We start from the raw sequence: 21854 nt of genomic DNA on the forward strand, positions 1-21854 counted from the left end.
TGAAGGCGCTCGAGGGCGACCAGAGCGAAATCGGCGTGCCGGCGATCATCCAGCTGGTCGATGCGCTGGACAGCTACATCCCCGAGCCGGTGCGTGCGATCGACAAGCCGTTCCTGATGCCGGTCGAAGACGTGTTCTCGATCTCCGGCCGCGGCACCGTGGTGACCGGTCGTATCGAGCGCGGCATCATCAAGGTCGGCGACGAAGTGGAAGTGGTGGGCATCCGTGACACCCAGAAGACCACCGTCACCGGCGTGGAAATGTTCCGCAAGCTGCTCGACCAGGGTCAGGCGGGCGACAACGCCGGTCTGCTGCTGCGCGGCCTGAAGCGTGACGACGTCGAGCGCGGCCAGGTGCTGGCCAAGCCGGGCACGATCACCCCGCACACCGACTTCGAGGCCGAGGTCTATGTGCTGAGCAAGGACGAGGGTGGCCGTCATACCCCGTTCTTCAAGGGCTACCGTCCGCAGTTCTACTTCCGCACCACCGACGTGACCGGCGCGGTCACGCTGCCGGAGGGCGTGGAGATGGTCATGCCGGGCGACAACATCAAGATGGTGGTGAGCCTGATCCACCCGATCGCGATGGACGAGGGCCTGCGCTTCGCCATCCGAGAAGGTGGCCGTACCGTCGGCGCCGGCGTGGTGGCCAAGGTCATCAAGTAAGACCCAAACGGCGGTCCTTCGAGGCCGCCGTTTTTTTTCGGGGTAGATGCCGGCAAGGCTGGCATCTTGCGCCGGTTGGCTGCTATACTTGTCAGCTTGACGGTTCCCGTGTTGCCCGGGACCGCTACCGCGAAATGAGGTACAGGAAGTACTTCGAGTTCGCAGGCCGGGATGGCCCTCGCAACATCTTCATTGGTCGCAGACGACGTTCTGTTGACCTTTGTGTGTTGCGCGATCTATAATTTTCTGTCTAGGCGAGCCGTTTGTGCTCGCCTAGCTTTTTCGCTCAGTGCGCCGTGGCGTGCCGGGCAGCTCCAGAAGGGTTGTGCGGGGCGGTGAGAAGCCACCTCGAAACAAGCATTTGTTCTTTCGATAACAGGACACGGTTTTATGGCGAACCAGAAGATTCGCATCCGCCTCAAGGCGTTCGATCATCGACTGATCGACCGTTCGGCCAGCGAGATCGTCGAGACGGCCAAGCGCACCGGCGCTACGGTGCTCGGCCCCATTCCGCTCCCGACCAAGATCGAGCGCTACACCATCCTGGTTTCGCCGCACGTCGACAAGGACGCGCGCGACCAGTACGAGACCCGCACCCACAAGCGTGTGCTCGACATCGTCGACCCCAACGACAAGACCGTGGACGCGCTCATGAAGCTTGACCTCGCCGCTGGCGTGGACGTCCAGATCAAGCTCGGCTGAGCGATAGACAGGATACGAAGATGAGTATCGGACTGGTTGGCCGCAAGTGCGGCATGAGCCGGCTCTTCACTGAAGACGGACGCTCGATTCCGGTGACGCTGATTGAAGCGACCCCGAACCGCGTCACCCAGCTGAAGACCGAAGACAATGATGGTTACACCGCGATCCAGGTCACTGCGGGCGTCAAGCGCGCATCGCTGCTGACCCAGCCGCTCAAGGGGCATTACGCCAGCGCGAAGGTTGAGCCGGGTCGTGGCCTGTGGGAATTCCGCGTTGCTGCCGAGGATCTCGGCAAGTACAGCGTCGGTGCCGAGATCAAGGCGGACGAGATCTTCTCGGCCGGCCAGATCGTCGACGTCGCCGGCGTCTCGAAGGGCAAGGGCTTCCAGGGCACCATCAAGCGCCACAACTTCTCGATGGGCGATGCGACGCACGGTAACTCGCTGTCGCACCGCGCGCCGGGTTCGATCGGTCAGCGCCAGACGCCGGGCCGCGTGTTCCCGGGCAAGAAGATGGCCGGCCACATGGGTGCGGTCAACCGCACGCAGCAGGGTCTGGAAGTGGTCAAGGTCGACGCCGAGCGTCACCTGATCGCGGTCAAGGGCGCGGTGCCGGGCGCAACCGGCGGCGACGTCGTGATCCGCCCGACCACCAAGGGTTGAGGAGAGACGCCATGGAACTGAATGTCATTGGCGCCAAGCCGCTCAGCGTGTCCGAGGAAATCTTCGGCGCCGAGCTCAAGCAGGCCCTGATCCACCAGGTGGTGGTTGCGTACCAGGCCGGCGGTCGCGCCGGTACCAAGGCGCAGCTGTCGCGCGGTGAGATGTCGGGTACCACCAAGAAGTTCAAGAAGCAGAAGGGCGGCGGTGCCCGTCACGGCGACTACCGCGCCCCGATCTTTGTCGGCGGCGGTGTCACCTTCGCGGCCAAGCCCCGCAGCTTCGAGCAGAAGGTCAACCGCAAGGCTTACCGCGTCGCGATCCGCTCGATCCTCTCCGAGCTAAATCGCCAGAATCGCCTGAAGGTCGTCGACGGCTTCGGCATCGAGGAAGCCAAGACCAAGGCAATGGTCGCCAAGCTGGCCGAGCTCGAGGTTGGCGGTCGCGTGCTGCTGGTCTCCGAGGATGCCAACGAGGCGCTGTTCCTGGCCGCGCGCAACATCCCGTACCTGCACGTGGTCGACGTGATGGCGCTGAACCCGGTCAGCCTGGTCGGCTCCGACTATGTCGTGCTGACCGCCGAGGCCGTGAAGAAGATCGAGGAATGGTTGGCATGAGCAACGAACGCATTCTCAACACGCTGCGTGCGCCGCACATCTCCGAGAAGTCCGCGCGCCTGGCCGAGAACAACCAGTACGTATTCGTGATCGCCCCCGAGGCGACCAAGGCCGACGTCCGCGCGGCGGTGGAGCAGATGTTCGACGTCAAGGTCGAGCAGGTGAACCTCGTCAACGCCAAGGGCAAGGTCAAGTCCTTCCGTTTCCGCACTGGCAATCGCCAGGGCAAGCGCAAGGCCTATGTCCGCCTCGCCGATGGCCAGTCCATCGACGTGTCGGCCAAGGCCTGAGCTCAAGGAGTTGAATTGAGATGGCACTGATCACTCACAAGCCGACCTCGCCGGGCCGCCGCGACTCCGTCAGCGTCCGCACCGAGGGCCTGCACAAGGGCGCGCCGTACGCGCCGTTGACCGAATCGCAGTCCAAGACGGGCGGCCGCAACCACTATGGTCGCATCACCACGCGTCACCGCGGTGGCGGCCACAAGCAGGCCTACCGCATCATCGACTTCAAGCGCGACAAAGAAGGCATTGCCGCCAAGGTCGAACGCATCGAATACGATCCGAACCGCACCGCGCACATCGCGCTGCTGTGCTACGCCGATGGCGAACGCCGCTACATCATCGCGCCCAAGGGCGTGGCGGTGGGTGACCGTCTGGTGTCCGGTTCCGACGCGCCGATCAAGGCGGGCAACAGCCTGCCGCTGCGTGCCATTCCGGTCGGTTCGACCATTCACTGCATCGAGATGAAGGCAGGCAAGGGCGCGCAGATCGCCCGCAGCGCCGGCGCCTCCGTGCAGCTGGTCGCCCGCGAGTCCGGCTACGCCACGCTGCGTCTGCGCTCCGGCGAGATGCGTCGCGTGCCGGTCGATTGCCGCGCCACCATTGGTGAAGTCGGCAACTCCGAGCACAGCCTGAAGAAGCTGGGCAAGGCCGGTGCCAAGCGCTGGAAGGGTATCCGTCCGACCGTGCGCGGCGTGGTGATGAACCCGGTCGACCATCCGCATGGCGGTGGTGAAGGCCGTACCTCCGGCGGCCGTCATCCGGTCAGCCCGTGGGGCACGCCGACCAAGGGCTACAAGACCCGCAACAACAAGCGCACGCAGCAGTTCATCGTGCGTCGTCGCAAGTAACAGGAAACGATCATGCCGCGCTCCCTAAAGAAAGGTCCGTTCATCGACCTGCACCTCGCAAAGAAGGTGGAAGCCGCCGTTTCCGCCAACAACAAGCGTCCGATCAAGACCTGGTCGCGTCGCTCGATGATCCTGCCCGAAATGGTGGGCCTGACCATCGCCATCCACAACGGTCGCCAGCACGTGCCGGTACTGATCAACGAGAACATGGTCGGGCACAAGCTCGGCGAGTTCGCGGTGACCCGTACTTTCAAGGGCCACGGCGGCGACAAGAAGGGCAAGTAAGATGAGCACCGAAGCCAAAGCGATCCTGCGCAGCGCCCGCATCTCGGCGCAGAAGGCACGCCTGGTTGCTGACCTGGTCCGCGGCATGCCCGTCGGCCGTGCCAGCGACGTGCTCCAGTTCACCAACAAGAAGGCCGCTCACCTTGTTCGCAAGGTGCTGCTCTCGGCCGTCGCCAACGCCGAGAACAACCTTGGCGCCGACGTCGACGAGCTGAAGGTCTCGCGCATCTTCGTGGACGAAGGTCCGTCGATGAAGCGCATGTTTGCCCGCGCCAAGGGTCGCGGCTCGCGCATCCTGAAGCGCACCAGCCACATCACCGTGGTCGTCGGCGAATAAAGAGGACAGAAGACGATGGGTCATAAAGTTCATCCCACCGGTATCCGCCTCGGCATCGCCAAGGACTGGAATTCGAAGTGGTACGCCAACAAGGGCGAGTACGCCCAGTACCTCGCGGCTGACCTCAAGGTCCGCGAGATGCTGCGCAAGAAGCTGGCGCAGGCCGGCATCTCCAAGATCCAGATCGAGCGCCCGGCCAAGACCGCCCGCGTGACGATCCACACCGCCCGCCCGGGCGTGGTGATCGGCAAGAAGGGCGAGGACATCGAGAAGCTGCGCAAGGAAGTCAGCGACATGATGGGCGTTCCGGCGCACATCAATGTCAACGAAGTGCGCAAGCCCGAGCTCGACGCCCAGTTGGTTGCCGAGTCGATCGCCCAGCAGCTGGAGCGCCGTATCATGTTCCGCCGCGCCATGAAGCGCGCCGTTGGTAACGCGATGCGCCTGGGCGCCCTGGGCATCAAGATCAACGTGTCCGGCCGTCTGAACGGCGCCGAGATCGCCCGCTCCGAGTGGAGCCGAGAGGGCCGCGTGCCGCTGCACACCCTGCGTGCCGACATCGACTACGGTTTTGCCGAGGCGAAGACCACCTACGGCATCATCGGCATCAAGGTGTGGGTCTACAAGGGCGAGATCTTCGATCTGGCGGCAGCGTCGCAAGAGTCGAAGGACGAGCAGTCGCAGCCGCGCCGCGAAGGTGGCGAGGGTCGTCGTGAATCGCGTCGCGAGGGCGGTGAAGGCCGCCGCGAGCGGACGGCGAAGTAAGGAGAGTTGCCATGTTGCAACCGAAGCGAACCAAATACCGCAAGCAGTTCAAGGGCCGCAACGATGGCCTGGCCCAGTGCTCGAACCTCGTCAGTTTTGGCGAGTACGGCCTGAAGGCGACCACTCACGGTGCGCTGACCGCGCGCCAGATCGAGGCGGCCCGTCGTTGCATCACCCGTTTCGTCAAGCGTGGCGGCAAGTTGTGGATCCGCGTGTTCCCGGACAAGCCGATCACCAAGAAGCCCATCGAAGTGCGTATGGGTGCCGGCAAGGGCGGCGTCGAGTTCTGGGTCGCCCCGATCCAGCCGGGCCGCATGCTCTATGAAATCGAGGGCGTCGACGAGACCACGGCACGCGAGGCGTTCCGCCTGGCCGCCGCCAAGCTCTCCGTGCAGACCCAATTCGTGACCCGGGCGGTGATGTGATGGCCACCAACGATCTGAACACCAAGTCGGCCGACGAGCTGAAGCAGCACCTGCTGGACCTGCGCAAGGAGCAGTTCAACCTGCGCATGCAGAAGGGCACCGGCCAGCTCAGCCAGCCGCACCAGCTGCGCCGCGTCCGGCGCGACATCGCCCGCACGAAGTTCGTGCTCGGCACGAAGAAGTAAGGGACCGCCGACATGAGCGACAACCAGAAGCAGGCGCGAACCCTCGAGGGTCGCGTCATCAGCAACAAGATGAACAAGACGGTCACCGTCCTGATCGAGCGCCAGGTGCAGCACGGCCTGCTGGGCAAGATCATCCGTCGGTCAACCAAGCTGCACGCGCAGGACGACCTGGGTGCGAACGAGGGTGACCTGGTGCGCATCACCGAGTGCCGTCCGCTGTCCAAGACCAAGCATCACCGCGTGGTCGAAATCGTCACGCGCGCAGCGGTCTAACGGGAGGGTGCAGACATGATCCAGATGCAGAGCACGCTTTCCGCGGCCGACAACAGCGGCGCCAAGGAACTGATGTGCATCAAGGTGCTCGGCGGTTCCCACCGCCGCTACGCCGCGATCGGTGACGTGATCAAGGTCACCGTGAAGGATGCGATTCCGCGCGGCAAGGTAAAGAAGGGCGAGGTCTACAACGCCGTGGTGGTTCGTACCGCCAAGGGCGTGCGCCGCGCCGATGGCTCGCTGATCCGTTTCGACGGCAACGCAGCGGTGCTCCTCAACAACAAGCTCGAGCCGATCGGCACCCGCATCTTCGGGCCGGTCACGCGTGAGCTGCGCGGCGAGAAGTTCATGAAGATCGTCTCCCTCGCGCCCGAAGTGCTTTGAGCGGAGATAAGAACCATGAACCGTATCCGCAAGGGTGATCAGGTCCTCGTGATCGCCGGCAAGAACAAGGGTCAGCGCGGTGACGTGCTGCGCGTGGATGGTGACCGCGTGTTCGTATCCAACGCGAACATCGTCAAGCGCCACACGAAGCCGAATCCGCAGGCCAACCAGGCCGGCGGCATCGTCGAGCGCGAGGCTTCGATCCATATCTCCAATGTGCAGCCGTTCAACCCCGCCACGGGCAAGGGTGAGCGCGTGAGTGCCAAGACGCTCGAAGATGGGCGCAAGGTCCGCGTGTTCCGCTCCAATGGCGAACAGCTGGACGTGTAAGGAACAAATGTCATGACGCGCCTTGAAAGCTTTTACAAAGAACAGGTCGTTCCGAAGCTCACCGAGCGGTTCGGCTACGAGAACGTGATGCAGGTTCCGCGCATCACCAAGATCACCCTGAACATGGGTGTGGGCGAGGCTGCCGGCAACAAGAAGATCCTCGAGAACGCCGTGGCCGACATGACCAAGATCGCCGGTCAGAAGCCGATCACGACCAAGGCGCGCGTGTCCGTGGCCTCGTTCAAGATCCGCGACGGCTGGCCGATCGGCTGCAAGGTCACCTTGCGCCGCGCCAACATGTGGGAATTCCTGGATCGCCTGATCAACATCTCGCTGCCGCGTACCCGCGACTTCCGCGGTGTGTCCGGTCGCGCCTTCGATGGCCGTGGCAACTACAACTTCGGCATCAAGGAACAGATCATCTTCCCGGAAATCGACTTCGACGCGATCGACGCGATGCGTGGCATGGATATCTCCATCACCACCACCGCCAAGACGGACGAAGAAGCCAAGGCGCTGCTGGAAGCCTTCAGCTTCCCGTTCCGCAACTGATCGCGCCGAACTTAAGAGCGAGAAAAACGCAATGGCAAAGACCTCGATGGTCAACCGCGACATCAAGCGGACCAAGCTCGTCAAGAAGTACGCCGCCAAGCGCGCCGAACTGAAGGCGATCGTGGTGAACCCGAACGCCTCGTACGACGAGAAAATGGACGCGCAGTCCAAGTTGCAGAAGCTGCCGCGCGACGCCAGCCCGGTTCGCCAGCGCAACCGCTGCGAGCTGTCCGGTCGCCCGCGCGGCGTGTACCGCAAGTTCGGCCTGGGCCGCAACAAGCTGCGCGAAGCGACCATGCGCGGCGACGTGCCCGGCCTGCGCAAGGCCAGCTGGTAAGTCTCCAGGCGGCGGGCGTCCTTGCGCCCGCCGCTCCGCAGGCCGCCTTCGCGGCTGCCCGGTGCATAAATCGCGCCGACGTTCGCTAAAAGTGGAAATAGCTGCTATAGTCGTCGGTCTGCGCAACGCAGGCTGGCTGCTTTTTGCCAGCTCACAATTTGATTGATTTCCGGTTTTATCGGATATCGGTGCACTCTGAAGGATGTTTTCATGAGCATGACTGATCCCATCGCCGATCTGTTTACGCGCATCCGCAATGCCCAACTCTCGGGCAAGCAGGCCGTAAGCATGCCGTCGTCGAAGCTGAAGTTGGCGATCGCCAACCTCCTCAAGAACGAGGGCTATATCCTCGACGCCAAGTCTTCCGCCCAGGAAGGCAAGCCGGTGCTCGAGATCAAGCTCAAGTATTTCGAAGGCCGCCCGGCCATCGAGGCCATCTCCCGTGTTTCCCGCTCCGGCCTGCGCGTGTATCGCGGCAAGGACGAGCTGCCGAAGGTGCTCGGCGGCATGGGTATCTCGATCATTTCGACTTCCGCCGGTCTCATGACCGATGCGCAGGCCCGCGCCAAGGGTCTGGGCGGCGAAGTCATCGGCCAAGTGGCGTAAGGAGTTTCCATGTCCCGCGTTGCCAAACAACCGATCAATCTGCCCAAGGGCGTGGAACTGAAGTCCGACGCCAGCGGCATTTCCGTCAAAGGCCCGAAGGGCACGCTGTCGATCCATGTCCTGCCGGGCGTGTCGGTGGCCGTCAATGATGGTGTCGCCAATATCACGCTCGCCGATGGCGCCGACGACAAGTTCGGCGGTACCGCGCGCGCCCTGCTGGCCAACATGGTCAAGGGCGTGTCCGACGGCTACGAGCGTAAGCTCGAGCTGGTCGGCGTGGGCTATCGCGCCTCGATGGCCGGCAAGGCGCTGAACCTCAGCCTGGGCTTTTCGCACCCAGTCGTGTTCAACGCGCCTGAGGGCATCACCCTCGAGACCCCGACGCAGACCGAGATCCTGATCAAGGGTACCGACAAGCAGCGCGTCGGCGAAGTCGCCGCCAAGATCCGTGGCTTCCGTCCGCCGGAGCCTTACAAGGGCAAGGGCGTGCGCTATGCCGGCGAGAAGATCACCCTGAAGGAAGCCAAGAAGGCCTGAGTGCGCGTCCCCTGCGTGTGGGAGCGGCCGTCCATGGCCGCACTGCTCACAAGTGCACTGCGTAACTACCGCCGATCCGCTTTCGAGGAACAGACAGATGAACAAGAACGAATCCCGCCTGCGCCGCGCCAAGTCCACGCGCGCCCACATCCGCAAGCTCGCCGTGGCTCGCCTGTCGGTGCATCGCACCGGTCAGCATCTTTACGCCCAGGTGTTCGACGCCTCCGGCGAAAAAGTCATGGCGGCTGCGTCCACTGTGCAGAAGTCGGTGGCCGAAGGGCTTAAGGGCACCAAGAACCTGGCCGCCGCCGCGGCGGTGGGCAAGGCCGTGGCCGAGCGTGCGCTCGCCGCGGGTATCGAGTCGGTCGCCTTTGACCGCTCTGGCTTCCGTTATCACGGTCGCATCCAGGCCCTGGCCGATGCGGCGCGCGAGGCGGGCCTGAAATTCTGAGGATCCGGGAGCGGTTGCTCCCGGTCCTGTAGCGTCACACACAACAACAAGCGGCCAAGCCGCAAGCAAAAGCCCCGGATGGTCCGGGCACACGGAATAGAGAAATGTCTTCGAACGATCGCGAAAATTCGGACGGCCTGCTCGAGAAGCTGATTGCCGTCAACCGCGTGGCCAAGACCGTCAAGGGTGGCCGCCAGATGAGCTTCACTGCGCTGACCGTGGTCGGCGACGGCGAAGGCAAGGTCGGCTTTGGCTATGGCAAGGCGCGTGAAGTGCCGGTCGCCATCTCCAAGGCGATGGACCGCGCTCGTCGCAACATGGTGAGCATCGATCTGAACAACGGGACCCTGTGGTACGCCATCAAGGCCAACCACGGTGCGGCTCGCGTGTTCATGCAGCCGGCCGCCGAGGGTACGGGCGTGATCGCCGGTGGCGCCATGCGTGCGGTGCTCGAAGTGGTCGGCGTCAAGAACGTGCTGGCCAAGGCGGTCGGTTCGCGCAACCCGATCAACCTGGTGCGCGCCACCATCAAGGGCCTGCAGGCGATCGCCTCGCCGAAGCGCATCGCCGCAAAGCGTGGCAAGACCGTGGAAGAGGTGATGGGCAATGGCTAAGAACAACAACACCGCCGCCACCGTGCGCGTGCGCCTGGTCAAGGGGCTGCGCGGCGTGCAGGGGCGTCACCGCCTGAGCGTCAAGGCGCTGGGCCTGAACAAGCTCAACGATGTCCGTGAACTGAAGGACAGCCCGCAGGTGCGTGGCCTGATCAACACGGTCTACTACCTGGTCCGGGTGGAGGAGTAATCATCATGCGTCTCAACGACATCAAGCCGGCTGCCGGCGCGCGCAAGACGCGCCTTCGCGTCGGTCGCGGTATCGGTTCGGGCCTGGGCAAGACTGCCGGCCGCGGCCACAAGGGTCAGCATGCCCGCGCCGGCGGCACCCACAAGTTCGGCTTCGAGGGCGGCCAGATGCCGCTGCAGCGTCGCCTGCCCAAGGTCGGCTTTCGCTCGAAGAAGAAGGCCGAGAGCCAGGAAGTGTTCTTGTACCAGCTCGCCAACCTGAAGGCGGACGTGATCGATCCGATCGCGTTGCACCAGGCCGGTCTGGTGGACAGCAAGGCGAAGAGGATCAAGGTCGTCGCCAAGGGCGAAATCGGCCGCGCGGTCAAGCTCTCCGGCGTGCTCGCCACGGCCGGCGCCAAGGCAGCCATCGAGGCTGCCGGCGGCAGCGTGGAGTAAGACGGTGGCGCAAGCCCAGGGCAATGCGCTCGGCGCGCTCGGCAAGCTGACGGAACTCCGCCAGCGCATCTTCTTCGTGATTGGTGCGCTGGTTGTGTTCCGCCTCGGTTCGTTCATTCCGGTGCCGGGCGTCAATCCGGAAGCCATGACGCGGCTGATCCAGGGCGGCGGTGGCCTGTTGAACATGTTCAACATGTTCTCCGGCGGCTCGCTCCAGCGCTTCTCGGTGTTCGCGCTCGGCGTGGTGCCGTACATCTCGGCCTCGATCGTGGTGCAGATGATGGGGTCGGTGGTGCCGAGCCTGCAGGCGCTGCGCAAAGAGGGCGAGGCGGGTCGTCGCACGATGACCATGTACACGCGCTTCGGCACGGTGGGCCTGTCGGCGTTCCAGGCGTTCGGTATTGCCGCCGCGCTGCAGTCGCAGACGGCTGCGGGCGGTGCGCCGGTGGTCTATACCCCCGGGTTCGGCTTCATCCTCGCGTCGGTCGTCGGTCTCACCGCCGGTTCGATGTTCCTGATGTGGCTGGGCGAGCAGATCACCGAGCGCGGTATCGGCAACGGCATTTCTCTGCTGATCTTCGCCGGCATCGTGGCGGGTCTTCCCGGCGCGGTATCCAGCACCCTTGGCATGGCCAGCAATGGTGAGCTGTCGGTGCTGCGCCTGATCATGGTGGTGGGCCTGGTGTTGGCGGTAACTGCCTTCGTGGTGTTCATGGAGCGCGCCCAGCGGCGCATCACCGTGAACTACGCTCGGCGCTCGGGTGGCCAGCGGGCATACATGAACCAGACCTCGCACCTGCCGCTGAAGATCAACATGTCGGGCGTGATCCCGCCGATCTTCGCCTCGAGTCTGCTGATGTTTCCGGCGACCGCGGTGAGCTGGTTCGGCGCAGGCCATCAGTCGCGCTGGCTGCAGAGCCTGACCCAGGCGATTGCGCCGGGCCAGCCGCTGTACGAGATCATCTACGCGGTGCTGGTGATCGTGTTCGCCTTCTTCTATACGGCGATCGTCTTCAACTCGCAGGAAACGGCCGACAACCTAAAGCGGTCGGGTGCACTGATCCCGGGCATCCGTCCGGGCCGGGCCACCGGCGAGTACATCGACGGCGTGATGACCAGGCTGACGGGCGTGGGTGCGATCTATCTGGTGCTGGTGTGCCTGGTGCCCACGTTCATGCAGAACTACTGGCACGTTCCGTTCTATTTCGGCGGCACCTCGCTGCTGATCATCGTGGTGGTGGTCATGGACTTTACCGCCCAGGTGCAGGCGCATCTGGTCAGCCATCAGTACGAAAGTCTGCTCAAGAAGGCCAATCTCCGCCGCAGCTAGTGGCTGCTGGGGCGGTGGAGGCGGGTCACGTCGGGAAGCGGGCGGCACGGCGCCGCAGGGCTTTCCTGTTAGGGTAATTCAGGTTAAAATTGCGCGTTTACCGCGCAAGAAACGCATCGGAGAAAGTACATCATGGCGCGCATCGCGGGTGTCAATTTGCCGGTCCACAAGCATGTGTGGGTTGGCCTGCAGAGCATCTACGGCATCGGCCGCAGCCGGGCCAAGAAGGTCTGTGCGGATGCCGGGGTGGTTCCGACCACGCCGATCAAGTCCCTCAGCGAGGGCGAGGTGGAGAAGCTCCGCCACGAAATCGGCAAATACGTTGTCGAGGGCGACCTCCGCCGTGAGGTGGGTATCGCCATCAAGCGCCTGATGGACCTGGGCACCTATCGTGGCCTGCGCCACCGTCGCGGCCTGCCGGTGCGCGGTCAGCGCACGCGTACCAATGCACGCACCCGCAAGGGTCCGCGTCGCGCGATCAAGAAGTAACGGATTCCAATTATGGCCAAGCCTGTCAAGACCAAGAAGAAGATCAAGCGCGTTGTCACGGATGCCGTGGCCCACGTGCAGGCCTCCTTCAACAACACCATCGTCACCATCACCGACCGCCAGGGCAACGCGCTGTCGTGGGCAACTGCCGGCGGCGCGGGTTTCCGCGGTTCGCGCAAGTCCACGCCGTTCGCTGCCCAGGTCGCTGCCGAGAAGGCTGGCCGCGCGGCCGGCGACTACGGTGTGAAGACCGTGGAAGTGCGTATCAAGGGCCCCGGCCCGGGCCGCGAGTCGGCCGTGCGTTCGCTGAACGCGCTGGGCTACAAGGTCCTGAACATCATTGACGTCACGCCGATCCCGCATAACGGCTGCCGTCCCCCCAAGAAGCGTCGAGTCTAAGGAGTAACCCATGGCCCGTTATCGTGGAGCTACCTGCAAGCTCGCCCGCCGCGAGGGTGCGGATCTCAGCCTGAAGAGCCCGGCGCGTGCGCTGGACTCCAAGTGCAAGCTGGAAAACAAGCCCGGCCAGCATGGCGCCAACAAGCGCATGCGCATGTCCGACTACGCCGTCCAGCTGCGCGAGAAGCAGAAGGTCAAGCGCATCTACGGTGTGCTCGAGCGCCAGTTCAGCAACTACTACACCAAGGCGTCGACCCTCAAGGGCAACACCGGCGAGAACCTGCTGCGCCTGCTCGAGAGCCGTCTGGACAACGTCGTCTATCGCATGGGCTTCGCGGTGACCCGCGCCCAGGCCCGCCAGCTCGTCGCCCACAAGGCGGTGCTGGTCAACGGCAAGAAGGTCAACATCCCGTCGTACCAGGTCAAGCCTGGCGACGAGGTTGCGCTGACCGAGCGCGCCCGCAACCAGCTGCGCGTGCAGGAAGCGGCGACCGTGTTCGACACCATGGACCTGCGTCCGATCTGGCTCGAAGTCGATGCCAAGAAGTTTACTGGCACCTTCAAGTCGATGCCCGACCGCGGCGACCTGCCGTCGGACATCAACGAAGCCCTGATCGTCGAGCTGTATTCGAAGTAATTACCGGAGCCCTGCATGGCAGTTTCGTCAACTAGTGTGCTGCGGCCCCGTGGCCTCAGCGTCGAGCAGCTCGGAGCCAACCGCGCCAAGGTGGTGGTGGAGCCGCTCGAGCGTGGCTTCGGCCACACCCTGGGCAACGCGCTGCGCCGCGTGCTGCTCTCGTCGATCCCGGGCAGCGCCATCATCGAAGTGGAAATCGATGGCGTGCTGCACGAGTACACCACGCTCGAGGGCCTGCAGGAGGACGTGATCGAAGTCCTGCTCAACCTCAAGGACGTGGCCATCCGCCAACACTCCGGCGACGAGGTCACCCTGACCCTGTCGAAGAAGGGCAAGGGCGTGGTCACGGCCGGCGACATCGTCGTCGACCACACGGTGGAAATCGTCAACCCCGAACACGTGATCTGCCACCTGACCAAGGACATCGCGCTCAACATGCGCCTGAAGGTGCGTCGTGGTGTCGGTTACCAGCCGGCCAGCGCGCGCCAGCATCCGGACGACGAGGCGCGCCCGATCGGCCGCCTGCAGCTCGATGCCTCCTTCGCGCCGGTGCTGCGCGTGGCCTACGAGGTCGACGCGGCCCGCGTGGAACAGCGCACCAACCTCGACAAGCTGGTGCTCGATATCGAGACCAACGGCACCATCGGTGCGGAAGACGCGGTCCGCAAGGCCGCCGAGATCCTCAACGACCAACTGTCGGTGTTCGGCGACTTCTCGCGCCGCGAGAGCGCGTCGGACAAGGCGGAGAAGGGCGGTTTCGATCCGCTGCTGCTGCGCCCGATCGACGACCTGGAGCTGACCGTGCGTTCGGCCAACTGCCTGAAGGCCGAGAGCATCTACTACATCGGCGACCTGGTGCAGAAGACCGAGGTCGAGCTGCTCAAGACCCCGAACCTGGGCAAGAAGTCGCTCACCGAGATCAAGGACGTGCTCGGTTCGCGCGGCCTGGCCCTCGGCATGAAGCTGGAAAACTGGCCGCCGCCGGGTCTCTCGCACGGCATGCAGCTGGGTTGATGTTTGCGGCGGCGATCGCGAGATCGCCGCCGACGTTTCAAGCTGGCGGGTTCCGATCGGTTCCTGCCAGTCCTTGTTGGAGCGGTCGTTTTGACCGCCCGTTGAGGGACCTGCTTGGTCCCACGCGATCCTTGCGATCGCCAGAGCAATAGACGGCCATCCATGGTCGCACTTCTCACGAGAGCCTGTCCTCAAAGGGCTCGGAACAGCGGGCAACCGCGGAAAGCCGGACACAACCGCCGGTTTTTCATAACAACAGACTGAAGAGAGTTCTCACCATGCGCCACCAGAAATCGGGCCGCAAGCTCAATCGCACCAGCTCGCACCGCGAAGCCATGTTCAAGAACATGGCCGCCTCGCTGATCAAGCATGAGCTGATCCGCACCACCCTGCCCAAGGCCAAGGAACTGCGCCGCGTCGCCGAGCCGCTGATCACGCTGGCCAAGGCCGATGGCGTCGCCAACCGCCGCCTTGCCTTCTCGCGCCTGCGCGACAAGGAAGCCGTAGGCAAGCTGTTCGTCGAACTGGGCCCGCGCTACCGCGAGCGTCCCGGCGGCTACCTGCGCATCCTCAAGTGCGGCTTCCGCCCGGGCGACAATGCCCCGATGGCCTACGTGGAGCTGGTCGACCGCCCGCAGAACGCCACGGCGGCCGAGGCCGAGTAAGCCTCCTGCTATTCGGGCGTCCAGACGTCCAAACACGAAACCCTGGCGGGCAACCTGCCGGGGTTTTTTGTTTTTCGGGACCGCTTGCTGACAGCGCCCCGGCAAGCGGGTAATGTCGACTTTCCGCAACGCAACAACCCGCCATGAACCCTCTGCACTGGTCGTACCGCATCAGCTTCCTCATGGGCTTCGTCGCCTGCGTGGCCTTGCTCGGCTTCGCGCTGTACACCGAGTACGCGTGGGGACTCATCCCTTGCCCGCTGTGCATCTTCCAGCGCATCGGTTTCCTGGTGATGGCAGTGTTCTTCCTGATCGGTGCACTGCACGCGCCACGGCGCGGGTCGCGTTGGGTCTACACCGCTGGCGTGTTGCTGGGCGCCTTATGGGGCATCGCCGTGGCGGGTCGGCATTTGTGGATCCAGTCGCTGCCGGCCGACCAGGTGCCTTCGTGCGGGCCGCCGCTCGATTACATGTTCGACGCCTTCCCGTTCGCGCAGGTGCTGCGCATGGTGTTTACCGGCTCGGGCGAATGCGCCAAGGTCGAGCCTGTTCTCGGATTGCCGATGCCCGCCTGGACCCTGCTGTGGTTCGTGCTGCTGGCGATCCTCGCACTCGTCGCCACCGCGCGCCGCCGCAATAGCTGATTCGGACATCATCGTGAACAACCGACCGGACCGATTGGCCGAACTGCCCGCAGACTGGACGCCGGCATCGTGGCAGCGGCGCTTGGCATTGCAGCAGCCGCAATACCTGGATGCGGCAGAACTGGCGCGAGCCACGACGCAACTGGCCGCGCTGCCTCCGCTGGTAACTTCCTGGGAAGTGCTTGCGCTCAAGCAGGCCCTGGCCGAAGCGCAGGATGGCGAGCGGTTCCTGCTGCAGGGCGGCGACTGTGCAGAGAGTTTCGCCGACTGCACCAGCCCGGTGATTTCCAACCGGCTCAAGGTGTTGTTGCAGATGAGCCTGGTGCTCGTGCATGGCCTGAAGAAGCCCGTGCTGCGAGTTGGCCGGTTCGCGGGCCAATACGCCAAGCCGCGTTCGGCCGATACGGAGACGCGCGACGGCGTGACGCTACCCAGTTTTCGAGGCGACGTGGTCAATGGCCCGGCCTTCACTGCCGAGGCGCGCCGCGCCGATCCACAGCGACTGATCCAGGCGCACGCGCACTCCGCGCTCACCATGAACTTCGTGCGTGCGCTGATCGACGGCGGCTTTGCCGACCTGCATCATCCCGAATACTGGGATCTGGCCTGGGTCGAGCATTCACCGCTGGCCGCCGACTACCGGCGCATGGTCGCCGCCATCGGCGACTCGCTGCGTTTCATGGAAACCCTGGCCGGCCCCATCGCCAGCTTCTCGCGGGTGGATTTCTTCACCTCGCACGAGGCGTTGCTCCTGCACTACGAGCAGGCGCTGACGCGGGAGGTGCCGCGCAATCCCGGCTGGTTCAACCTGTCCACGCATTTCCCCTGGATCGGCATGCGCACGGCTGCGCTGGACGGTGCGCACGTGGAGTACTTCCGCGGGATCCGCAACCCTGTCGCGGTCAAGGTCGGGCCTTCGGTCACCGCCGATCAGCTGCTGCCGCTGATCGACGCGCTCAACCCGCACGACGAACCGGGGCGTCTGACCCTGATCCATCGCATGGGCAACGCCGGCATCGCCCGCGCGCTGCCGCCGCTGCTGGAGGCGGTCAGGCGCGAGGGGCGGCGTGTTCTGTGGGTGGCCGATCCGATGCACGGCAATACCGAAAGCACTTCCAACGGCTACAAGACGCGCCGCTTCGACAATATCCGTGGCGAGCTTGACCAGGCTTTCGACATCCATGCGGCGTCCGGCACGCGCCTGGGCGGTGTCCACCTGGAACTGACCGGCGAGGACGTCACCGAATGCATGGGCGGCGCGCGCGACCTGTCCGAATCGGACCTCAAGCGCGCGTACAAGTCGATGGTCGATCCGCGGCTCAATTACGAGCAGTCGCTGGAGCTGGCCATGCTTATCGTGCGCAAGTCCGAGGGCGCCGCTGGTTGATGCCGGTCCTTCGCATGACCGTCCAGCCATCCCACTCTTGAACGGGAGAGAGCGGATCGCTGGGCCGTCCACCTTGCTCGGTTGAGCGTACGGAGGCCGAGGTAGCTGTCGCGCTAGTGCAGCGTCAGGCCCCACCGATCCGCCCGGGGCAGGCCGTGCCTCGCCGGATCGAGCGACAAGGCCACGAAACGCGCCCGCCCGACGATCTCTCCGCGGGGTACGAAGCCGAAGAACCGCGAGTCATAGCTGTCGTCGCGATTGTCGCCCATGGCCAGGTAATGCCCCGCCGTTACGGTGACGGGACCGTAGTTGCTGGCCGGGCTCGGCAGGTAGCGCGATAGCCGGATGAGATGGCCGGGCCCGCCCAGCGATTCCACCGCATAGCTTGCCGGTAACGTCCGGTCCGCCTCTATGCCCGCCACGCGGGCGGACTGGTAATGGGCCGCGTGCCCGTTGACGTAGAGCACGTTGCCGCGCAGCGCGACGGTATCGCCCGGCAGGCCGATCACGCGCTTGACCAACCGCTCGCCGGTCGCGGCCGAGTCGATGATCACGATGTCCCCGCGCCTCGGGTCCGCCCGGTGCAGCAGCGAGAGGTGCGTGAACGGTAGCCTCAGGTCGTAGGCCATCCGGTCGACCACGATGCGGTCGCCGATGCGGATGGTCGGCTGCATCGAGCCGGTGGGAACGGTGTTCCAGTCGGCCAGTGCGCTGCGGAACATCAGCATGCCGAGCAGGAAAAGGAAGAAGCCGCGGTTGCGCAGCAGGAAGCGCGAGAGGGCGTGCATGGCCATGTCCTTTGCCAGAGTGCCGGTGTCAGACCGCCACCGGGCCCGGCGGTTCCCTTAGCTGCAACATCCCTTTTGCGCCTGGACCGGCGGGCACGGCACGTCGCCCCAGGAGCAGAACACGCAGCAGTCGCCGGGCTTCGGCTTGAGCAACGCACTGCAGCCGGGGCAGTCGTGGAAGAACACGCAGGCGTCGGTCGGCATGGTTTCCACCGACCGATGCCCGCATTGCGGGCAGGTCAACGTGCTTTGCAGGCGCAACTGCACGGCGATCAGGGCGAGCCCGTCACCGGCTTGCCGCCCACCGTCTCCAGGAAGCGCGGCGGCTGCCAGGCGCGGGCATGCTGCTCGAAGCCGTAGGCGATCGAGATCAGCGTAGGCTCGCTCCACCTGGCACCGAACAGCACGATGCCCACCGGCAGGCCGTGCGCGAATCCGGCTGGCACGGTGACGGACGGATAGCCGGCCACCGCCGCGGGCTGCGATGCGCCGCCGACGGTCGGATCGCCGCTGACGATATGGTCGCCTAGCACCGGGTCGGTGACGAAGGCCGGACCCCAGGACGGCGCGAGCAGGGCGTCCAGATGATTTTTTGCCAGCGCGGCGTCGATGCCCTCGGGGCCCGCCAGCCGCTTCGCCTTGGCCAGCGCGTCAATGTACTTCTTGTCGGTCAGCGGACCCTTGCCCTGCGCTTGTTCGAACAGTTCCTGGTCGAACCAGGGCATCTCCTGTTCCGCATGCGCCTTATCAAAGGCGATCAGGTCGGCCAGTGTCTTCACCTGGAGGTTCGGCCGCGTGGCGAGATAGGCGTTGATGTCGTGCTTGAACTCGTACAACAGCACGGTCATCTCCGGTCCGCCCAGGTCAGCCAGGTGGGGCACGGTTACCGGATCGACAATGATCGCGCCCTGCGCCTTCATCAGCGCGATCGCCTGCTCGAGCACGCGGTCGGCATTGGGTTCGGCCCCGGCCAGCTGGCGCACCACGCCGATGCGCTTGCCCTTCAGGCCGTTGGGGTCGAGGAAGCGGGTGTAGTCGGTGGCGTGCCCGTCGGCTTCGGCCGTGGCCGGATCGCGCGGGTCGCTGCCGGCGATCACGCTAAGCAAGGCCGCCGCATCGGCCACGCTGCGCGCCATCGGGCCGGCGGTGTCCTGGCTGTGCGCGATCGGCACGATGCCGCTGCGGCTGACCAGGCCCAGCGTCGGCTTGATGCCGACGATGCCGTTGCTGGCGGCCGGGCAGATGATCGAGCCGTCCGTCTCGGTGCCGATCGCCACGGTCACCAGGCCGGCCGCCACCGCCGCGCCGGAACCCGCGCTGGAGCCGCACGGGTTGCGATCGAGCACGTAGGGGTTTTTCGTTTGCCCGCCGCGGCCGCTCCAGCCGCTACTGGCATGGTTGGAGCGGAAGTTGGCCCACTCGCTCAGGTTGGTCTTGCCCAGCACCAGCGCGCCGGCCTTGCGCAGCCGCTCGACCAGCCCCGCGTCGCGCGACGCCGGCGCGTCGGTGAGCGCCAGCGAACCGGCGGTGGTGAGCATGCGGTCGCCGGTATCGATGTTGTCCTTGAGCAGCACCGGCACGCCGTACAGCGGCCCGCGCTTGGTCTTGGCGCGCCCGGCATCCAGCGCCGCGGCAAGCTTGAGCGCATCCGGATTGGTTTCGATCACCGACCGCAGCGTGGGGCCGGCCTGGTCGATTTGCGCGATGCGGTCGAGGAACTGCCGCGCCAGCGTACGGCTGTCCAGCGAGCCGGCGTCCATCTGCTGCTGCAGATGGTCGATCGAGGCCCAGGCCAGCGGCTGGGCCGGTTGGGCGGCCATCGCCGGGGCGGCAAGCAACAGGGCGATGAGCGGGGCAAGGCGGGCGGGCGAGGGTTTCACGGCGGCCTCCGGTGGGTCGGTGTGCAATGGCGCATGACGGTGCGGCATGGTGTCGCGCTGGCGCAGCATATCCCTCCCGCGCGCCGGTCGCGCATCAGACGCTACCTATAATCCGACGCATGAGCCTGCTTTCCTCCGTGTGCCTGGCGCCCGCCATTCTGGTTGTCGCGCTGTCCGCCACCGTCGTCCGGGCCGCCGATGCCCCGACCGTGCCCGATACCCTCAAGCAGCGCATCGCCGCCTGTACCGCCTGTCATGGCGAACACGGCGAGGGTACGCCCGAGAGCGGCTTCTTCCCGCGCCTGGCCGGCAAACCGGCCGGCTATCTGGCGCGGCAGATCCGCAATTTCCAGGATGGCTTGCGCAAGTACGCGCCGATGGAATACACGGTGCGCGGACTGACGCCCGAATATATGCACGAGATCGCCAGCTACTTCGCCGCGCAGCAGGTGCCCTACCAGCCCTCGCCGCTGCCGCGCGTCACCGATGCCATCCTCGAGCGCGGCCAGGTGCTGGCGACGCGGGGCGATCCCGCGCGCAAGGTGCCTGCCTGTGCCGCTTGCCACGGCGAGCGCCTGACCGGTGTGGATCCGGATATTCCCGGCTTGATCGGCCTCCCCTACGACTACATCAGTGCCCAATTGGGCGCGTGGCGCACCCACACCCGCGCGATGGTGGCCCCCGATTGCATGTCAGCCATCGCCAGCCGCCTGAGCGAGGCGGACATCACCGCCGTATCGGCCTGGCTGGCCAGCCATGAGGTGCCGGCCGACACCCATGCCCAGCCGGCCGGATCCGTGAGGCCTCCCTTGGCCTGCGGTGTCCTGGGCACGAAGGGCGCGAAGCGATGAAGTGGTTGTTGCGTGCATTCCTGGCCCTGCTGTTGCTGGCCGTAGCCGTCCTGGCCTGGTGGCTGTTCGCGCGTCACCACGACGCTTTGCCGCCCTCGCAGACCACTGCGGCCAAACTGCAGGAACCTGCGTTGGTCGCCCGCGGCGCGTACCTCGCCACGATCGGCGATTGCGCGGCCTGCCACACCGCGCAGGGCGGCAAGCCCTACGCAGGCGGGCGCGCGCTGCCCACCCCGTTCGGCGATGTTCCTGCGCCGAACCTCACGCCCGACGATGCCACGGGCCTGGGGCAGTGGTCGTTCGACGCGTTCTGGCGCGCGCTGCACGAAGGCGTCGGTCGGGACGGCCACGCGCTTTATCCGGCCTTTCCGTACACCTCCTACACGCGGGTGAGCCGCGAGGACGCCTTCGCGCTATTCGCCTACCTCAAGACACTGCCGCCGGTGCGCAGCCAGACGGCCGCGCCATCGCTGCGCTTTCCCTATGACTTGCGCGCGGGCCTGACCACCTGGCGCACGCTTTACTTCCGCCCCGGTGAATTCGTCGCCGATCCGAAGCAATCGGCCGAGTGGAATCGCGGCGCCTACCTGGTGCAGGGCCTGGGCCACTGCAACGAGTGCCACATCGCGCGCGACAACCTCGGCGGCCTGCCCAGCAACGAGACGCTCACCGGCGGACAGATTCCCGCGCAGAACTGGTACGCCCCCGACCTGAGCACGCATGCCCACGGTGGTCTGGAAGGCTGGGGTACGGACGACATCGTGACCTTGCTCAGGACCGGGCAGTCGCGCAAGGGTGCCGCCTTCGGCCCGATGGCCGATGTGGTCATGCAGAGCACGCAGCACATGCATGAAGACGACCTGCGCGCCATTGCGGTCTATCTGCAGTCGCTGCCGCCGCGTCCCGCACCCGCAACCAAAGGCAGCCAGGTCGACGCTACCGCGCTGCTCGACCGCGGCGCCGATCTCTATGGCCGGCAGTGCGCCAGTTGCCACGGCAAGGACGGCCAAGGTGTGGCGGGTGTGTACCCGCCGCTGGCCGGCAATACCTCGGTGACCGAACCGACCGGCATCAACGCCATCCGCATCGTGCTGCTCGGCGGTTTCTCACCCACCACCGCCGCCCACCCACGTCCCTACTCGATGCCCCCGTTCGCCCAGCAGCTGAGCGATGGCGACGTCGCCTCGGTCGTCAGCTACATCCGCCACGCCTGGGACAACAACGCCGCTCCTGTGATGGAGCGCGACGTCGCCGCGTATCGACACACGCCTGTCGAGTAACCCGCCG

Annotated in this window: 35 protein-coding genes; 32 read left to right on the forward strand and 3 right to left on the reverse strand. The window is 65.4% G+C overall.

The window, feature by feature from the left end:
• From ACFWZ4_RS08485 to ACFWZ4_RS08630, 30 genes are all read left to right on the forward strand, one after another.
• Positions 1 to 665 (forward strand): EF-Tu/IF-2/RF-3 family GTPase (locus tag ACFWZ4_RS08485; protein WP_439704283.1); only part of this gene is annotated, 665 nt, incomplete at its 5' end.
• A 390-nt stretch (positions 666 to 1055) separates the two neighbouring features.
• The gene (gene rpsJ / locus ACFWZ4_RS08490; protein ID WP_014402136.1) at positions 1056 to 1367 is read left to right on the forward strand and encodes a 30S ribosomal protein S10; all 312 of its coding nucleotides are present in this window, start codon (positions 1056 to 1058) and stop codon (positions 1365 to 1367) included.
• A 20-nt stretch (positions 1368 to 1387) separates the two neighbouring features.
• Positions 1388 to 2029 (forward strand): 50S ribosomal protein L3, encoded by a 642-nt coding sequence (rplC, locus tag ACFWZ4_RS08495; RefSeq protein ID WP_231324160.1) that lies wholly within the window; start codon positions 1388 to 1390, stop codon positions 2027 to 2029.
• An 11-nt stretch (positions 2030 to 2040) separates the two neighbouring features.
• Complete coding sequence (gene rplD, locus ACFWZ4_RS08500; RefSeq protein ID WP_439704284.1) at positions 2041 to 2643, forward strand: 50S ribosomal protein L4; 603 nt, start codon at positions 2041 to 2043, stop codon at positions 2641 to 2643.
• Positions 2640 to 2933: a 50S ribosomal protein L23 gene (rplW, locus tag ACFWZ4_RS08505; RefSeq protein WP_439704285.1), complete on the forward strand. Its 294-nt coding sequence runs from the start codon at positions 2640 to 2642 to the stop codon at positions 2931 to 2933. The genes rplD and rplW overlap by 4 nt, the downstream gene beginning before the upstream one ends.
• A 20-nt stretch (positions 2934 to 2953) precedes the next feature.
• Positions 2954 to 3775, forward strand: a complete 822-nt coding sequence (gene rplB, locus ACFWZ4_RS08510; RefSeq protein ID WP_231324163.1) for a 50S ribosomal protein L2 — start codon at positions 2954 to 2956, stop codon at positions 3773 to 3775.
• 12 nt (positions 3776 to 3787) lie between these two features.
• Positions 3788 to 4060 (forward strand): 30S ribosomal protein S19, encoded by a 273-nt coding sequence (gene rpsS / locus ACFWZ4_RS08515; RefSeq protein ID WP_091340502.1) that lies wholly within the window; start codon positions 3788 to 3790, stop codon positions 4058 to 4060.
• 1 nt (position 4061) lies between these two features.
• The gene (gene rplV, locus ACFWZ4_RS08520) at positions 4062 to 4397 is read left to right on the forward strand and encodes a 50S ribosomal protein L22 (RefSeq protein ID WP_209619580.1); all 336 of its coding nucleotides are present in this window, start codon (positions 4062 to 4064) and stop codon (positions 4395 to 4397) included.
• Between the two features lie 15 nt (positions 4398 to 4412).
• Entirely contained in the window at positions 4413 to 5162 is a 750-nt protein-coding gene (rpsC, locus tag ACFWZ4_RS08525) for a 30S ribosomal protein S3 (protein ID WP_091340508.1), read from the forward strand.
• 11 nt (positions 5163 to 5173) lie between these two features.
• Positions 5174 to 5587: a 50S ribosomal protein L16 gene (rplP, locus tag ACFWZ4_RS08530; RefSeq protein ID WP_136259088.1), complete on the forward strand. Its 414-nt coding sequence runs from the start codon at positions 5174 to 5176 to the stop codon at positions 5585 to 5587.
• The gene (gene rpmC, locus ACFWZ4_RS08535; protein WP_091340512.1) at positions 5587 to 5772 is read left to right on the forward strand and encodes a 50S ribosomal protein L29; all 186 of its coding nucleotides are present in this window, start codon (positions 5587 to 5589) and stop codon (positions 5770 to 5772) included. The genes rplP and rpmC overlap by 1 nt, the downstream gene beginning before the upstream one ends.
• A gap of 12 nt (positions 5773 to 5784) precedes the next feature.
• Entirely contained in the window at positions 5785 to 6045 is a 261-nt protein-coding gene (gene rpsQ / locus ACFWZ4_RS08540; RefSeq protein ID WP_209619583.1) for a 30S ribosomal protein S17, read from the forward strand.
• A 15-nt stretch (positions 6046 to 6060) separates the two neighbouring features.
• Positions 6061 to 6429 carry a 50S ribosomal protein L14 gene (gene rplN / locus ACFWZ4_RS08545; protein WP_231324166.1) on the forward strand — a complete coding sequence of 123 codons (369 nt, stop codon included), beginning with the start codon at positions 6061 to 6063 and terminating at the stop codon, positions 6427 to 6429.
• Positions 6430 to 6444: 15 nt separating this feature from the next.
• On the forward strand, positions 6445 to 6759 hold the full coding sequence (gene rplX, locus ACFWZ4_RS08550; RefSeq protein ID WP_231324167.1) for a 50S ribosomal protein L24: 315 nt from the start codon (positions 6445 to 6447) through the stop codon (positions 6757 to 6759).
• Between the two features lie 12 nt (positions 6760 to 6771).
• On the forward strand, positions 6772 to 7311 hold the full coding sequence (gene rplE, locus ACFWZ4_RS08555; RefSeq protein ID WP_091340520.1) for a 50S ribosomal protein L5: 540 nt from the start codon (positions 6772 to 6774) through the stop codon (positions 7309 to 7311).
• A gap of 31 nt (positions 7312 to 7342) precedes the next feature.
• Positions 7343 to 7648, forward strand: coding sequence for a 30S ribosomal protein S14 (gene rpsN / locus ACFWZ4_RS08560; protein WP_231324168.1), 306 nt, complete (start codon positions 7343 to 7345; stop codon positions 7646 to 7648).
• Between the two features lie 210 nt (positions 7649 to 7858).
• Positions 7859 to 8254, forward strand: a complete 396-nt coding sequence (rpsH, locus tag ACFWZ4_RS08565) for a 30S ribosomal protein S8 (protein ID WP_231324169.1) — start codon at positions 7859 to 7861, stop codon at positions 8252 to 8254.
• Between the two features lie 9 nt (positions 8255 to 8263).
• A complete protein-coding gene (gene rplF / locus ACFWZ4_RS08570) occupies positions 8264 to 8791 on the forward strand; it encodes a 50S ribosomal protein L6 (protein WP_231324170.1) in 528 nt (175 codons plus the stop codon).
• A 97-nt stretch (positions 8792 to 8888) separates the two neighbouring features.
• A complete protein-coding gene (gene rplR / locus ACFWZ4_RS08575; protein WP_439704286.1) occupies positions 8889 to 9242 on the forward strand; it encodes a 50S ribosomal protein L18 in 354 nt (117 codons plus the stop codon).
• A 104-nt stretch (positions 9243 to 9346) separates the two neighbouring features.
• Complete coding sequence (gene rpsE, locus ACFWZ4_RS08580) at positions 9347 to 9856, forward strand: 30S ribosomal protein S5 (protein ID WP_209619603.1); 510 nt, start codon at positions 9347 to 9349, stop codon at positions 9854 to 9856.
• A complete protein-coding gene (gene rpmD, locus ACFWZ4_RS08585) occupies positions 9849 to 10046 on the forward strand; it encodes a 50S ribosomal protein L30 (protein ID WP_439704287.1) in 198 nt (65 codons plus the stop codon). Before rpsE ends, rpmD begins: the two co-directional genes overlap by 8 nt.
• Positions 10046 to 10483 carry a 50S ribosomal protein L15 gene (gene rplO / locus ACFWZ4_RS08590; protein ID WP_439704603.1) on the forward strand — a complete coding sequence of 146 codons (438 nt, stop codon included), beginning with the start codon at positions 10046 to 10048 and terminating at the stop codon, positions 10481 to 10483. Before rpmD ends, rplO begins: the two co-directional genes overlap by 1 nt.
• A gap of 4 nt (positions 10484 to 10487) precedes the next feature.
• On the forward strand, positions 10488 to 11813 hold the full coding sequence (secY, locus tag ACFWZ4_RS08595; protein WP_439704288.1) for a preprotein translocase subunit SecY: 1326 nt from the start codon (positions 10488 to 10490) through the stop codon (positions 11811 to 11813).
• 132 nt (positions 11814 to 11945) lie between these two features.
• Complete coding sequence (gene rpsM / locus ACFWZ4_RS08600; protein WP_439704289.1) at positions 11946 to 12302, forward strand: 30S ribosomal protein S13; 357 nt, start codon at positions 11946 to 11948, stop codon at positions 12300 to 12302.
• Between the two features lie 12 nt (positions 12303 to 12314).
• Positions 12315 to 12701, forward strand: coding sequence for a 30S ribosomal protein S11 (gene rpsK / locus ACFWZ4_RS08605; protein WP_007513384.1), 387 nt, complete (start codon positions 12315 to 12317; stop codon positions 12699 to 12701).
• Positions 12702 to 12711: 10 nt separating this feature from the next.
• Positions 12712 to 13338, forward strand: coding sequence for a 30S ribosomal protein S4 (gene rpsD / locus ACFWZ4_RS08610; RefSeq protein WP_439704290.1), 627 nt, complete (start codon positions 12712 to 12714; stop codon positions 13336 to 13338).
• 15 nt (positions 13339 to 13353) lie between these two features.
• Positions 13354 to 14352, forward strand: coding sequence for a DNA-directed RNA polymerase subunit alpha (locus tag ACFWZ4_RS08615; RefSeq protein WP_091340547.1), 999 nt, complete (start codon positions 13354 to 13356; stop codon positions 14350 to 14352).
• Positions 14353 to 14630: 278 nt separating this feature from the next.
• On the forward strand, positions 14631 to 15017 hold the full coding sequence (rplQ, locus tag ACFWZ4_RS08620; protein WP_231324176.1) for a 50S ribosomal protein L17: 387 nt from the start codon (positions 14631 to 14633) through the stop codon (positions 15015 to 15017).
• 143 nt (positions 15018 to 15160) lie between these two features.
• Positions 15161 to 15661 carry a disulfide bond formation protein B gene (locus ACFWZ4_RS08625; protein WP_439704291.1) on the forward strand — a complete coding sequence of 167 codons (501 nt, stop codon included), beginning with the start codon at positions 15161 to 15163 and terminating at the stop codon, positions 15659 to 15661.
• Positions 15662 to 15674: 13 nt separating this feature from the next.
• Complete coding sequence (locus ACFWZ4_RS08630) at positions 15675 to 17048, forward strand: class II 3-deoxy-7-phosphoheptulonate synthase (RefSeq protein WP_439704292.1); 1374 nt, start codon at positions 15675 to 15677, stop codon at positions 17046 to 17048.
• A 113-nt stretch (positions 17049 to 17161) separates the two neighbouring features.
• On the opposite strand, the gene lepB is transcribed toward ACFWZ4_RS08630, so the two are convergent.
• From lepB to ACFWZ4_RS08645, 3 genes are read right to left on the reverse strand one after another with little or no spacing between them, the layout of a single operon-like run.
• Positions 17162 to 17836: a signal peptidase I gene (gene lepB / locus ACFWZ4_RS08635; RefSeq protein WP_439704293.1), complete on the reverse strand. Its 675-nt coding sequence runs from the start codon at positions 17834 to 17836 to the stop codon at positions 17162 to 17164.
• Between the two features lie 57 nt (positions 17837 to 17893).
• Entirely contained in the window at positions 17894 to 18109 is a 216-nt protein-coding gene (locus ACFWZ4_RS08640) for a GDCCVxC domain-containing (seleno)protein (RefSeq protein ID WP_439704604.1), read from the reverse strand.
• On the reverse strand, positions 18109 to 19716 hold the full coding sequence (locus tag ACFWZ4_RS08645; protein ID WP_439704294.1) for an amidase: 1608 nt from the start codon (positions 19714 to 19716) through the stop codon (positions 18109 to 18111). The genes ACFWZ4_RS08640 and ACFWZ4_RS08645 overlap by 1 nt, the downstream gene beginning before the upstream one ends.
• 119 nt (positions 19717 to 19835) lie before the next feature.
• Between ACFWZ4_RS08645 and ACFWZ4_RS08650 the strand changes: the two genes are divergently transcribed.
• Both ACFWZ4_RS08650 and ACFWZ4_RS08655 read left to right on the forward strand, forming a co-directional pair.
• Positions 19836 to 20567 carry a c-type cytochrome gene (locus ACFWZ4_RS08650; RefSeq protein WP_439704295.1) on the forward strand — a complete coding sequence of 244 codons (732 nt, stop codon included), beginning with the start codon at positions 19836 to 19838 and terminating at the stop codon, positions 20565 to 20567.
• Complete coding sequence (locus ACFWZ4_RS08655; protein ID WP_439704296.1) at positions 20564 to 21847, forward strand: c-type cytochrome; 1284 nt, start codon at positions 20564 to 20566, stop codon at positions 21845 to 21847. The genes ACFWZ4_RS08650 and ACFWZ4_RS08655 overlap by 4 nt, the downstream gene beginning before the upstream one ends.
• Positions 21848 to 21854: the final 7 nt, after the last annotated feature.

Origin of the sequence: Frateuria sp. GZRe12 (genome assembly GCF_051900535.1) — a bacterium.
Lineage (GTDB): Bacteria > Pseudomonadota > Gammaproteobacteria > Xanthomonadales > Rhodanobacteraceae > Frateuria_A.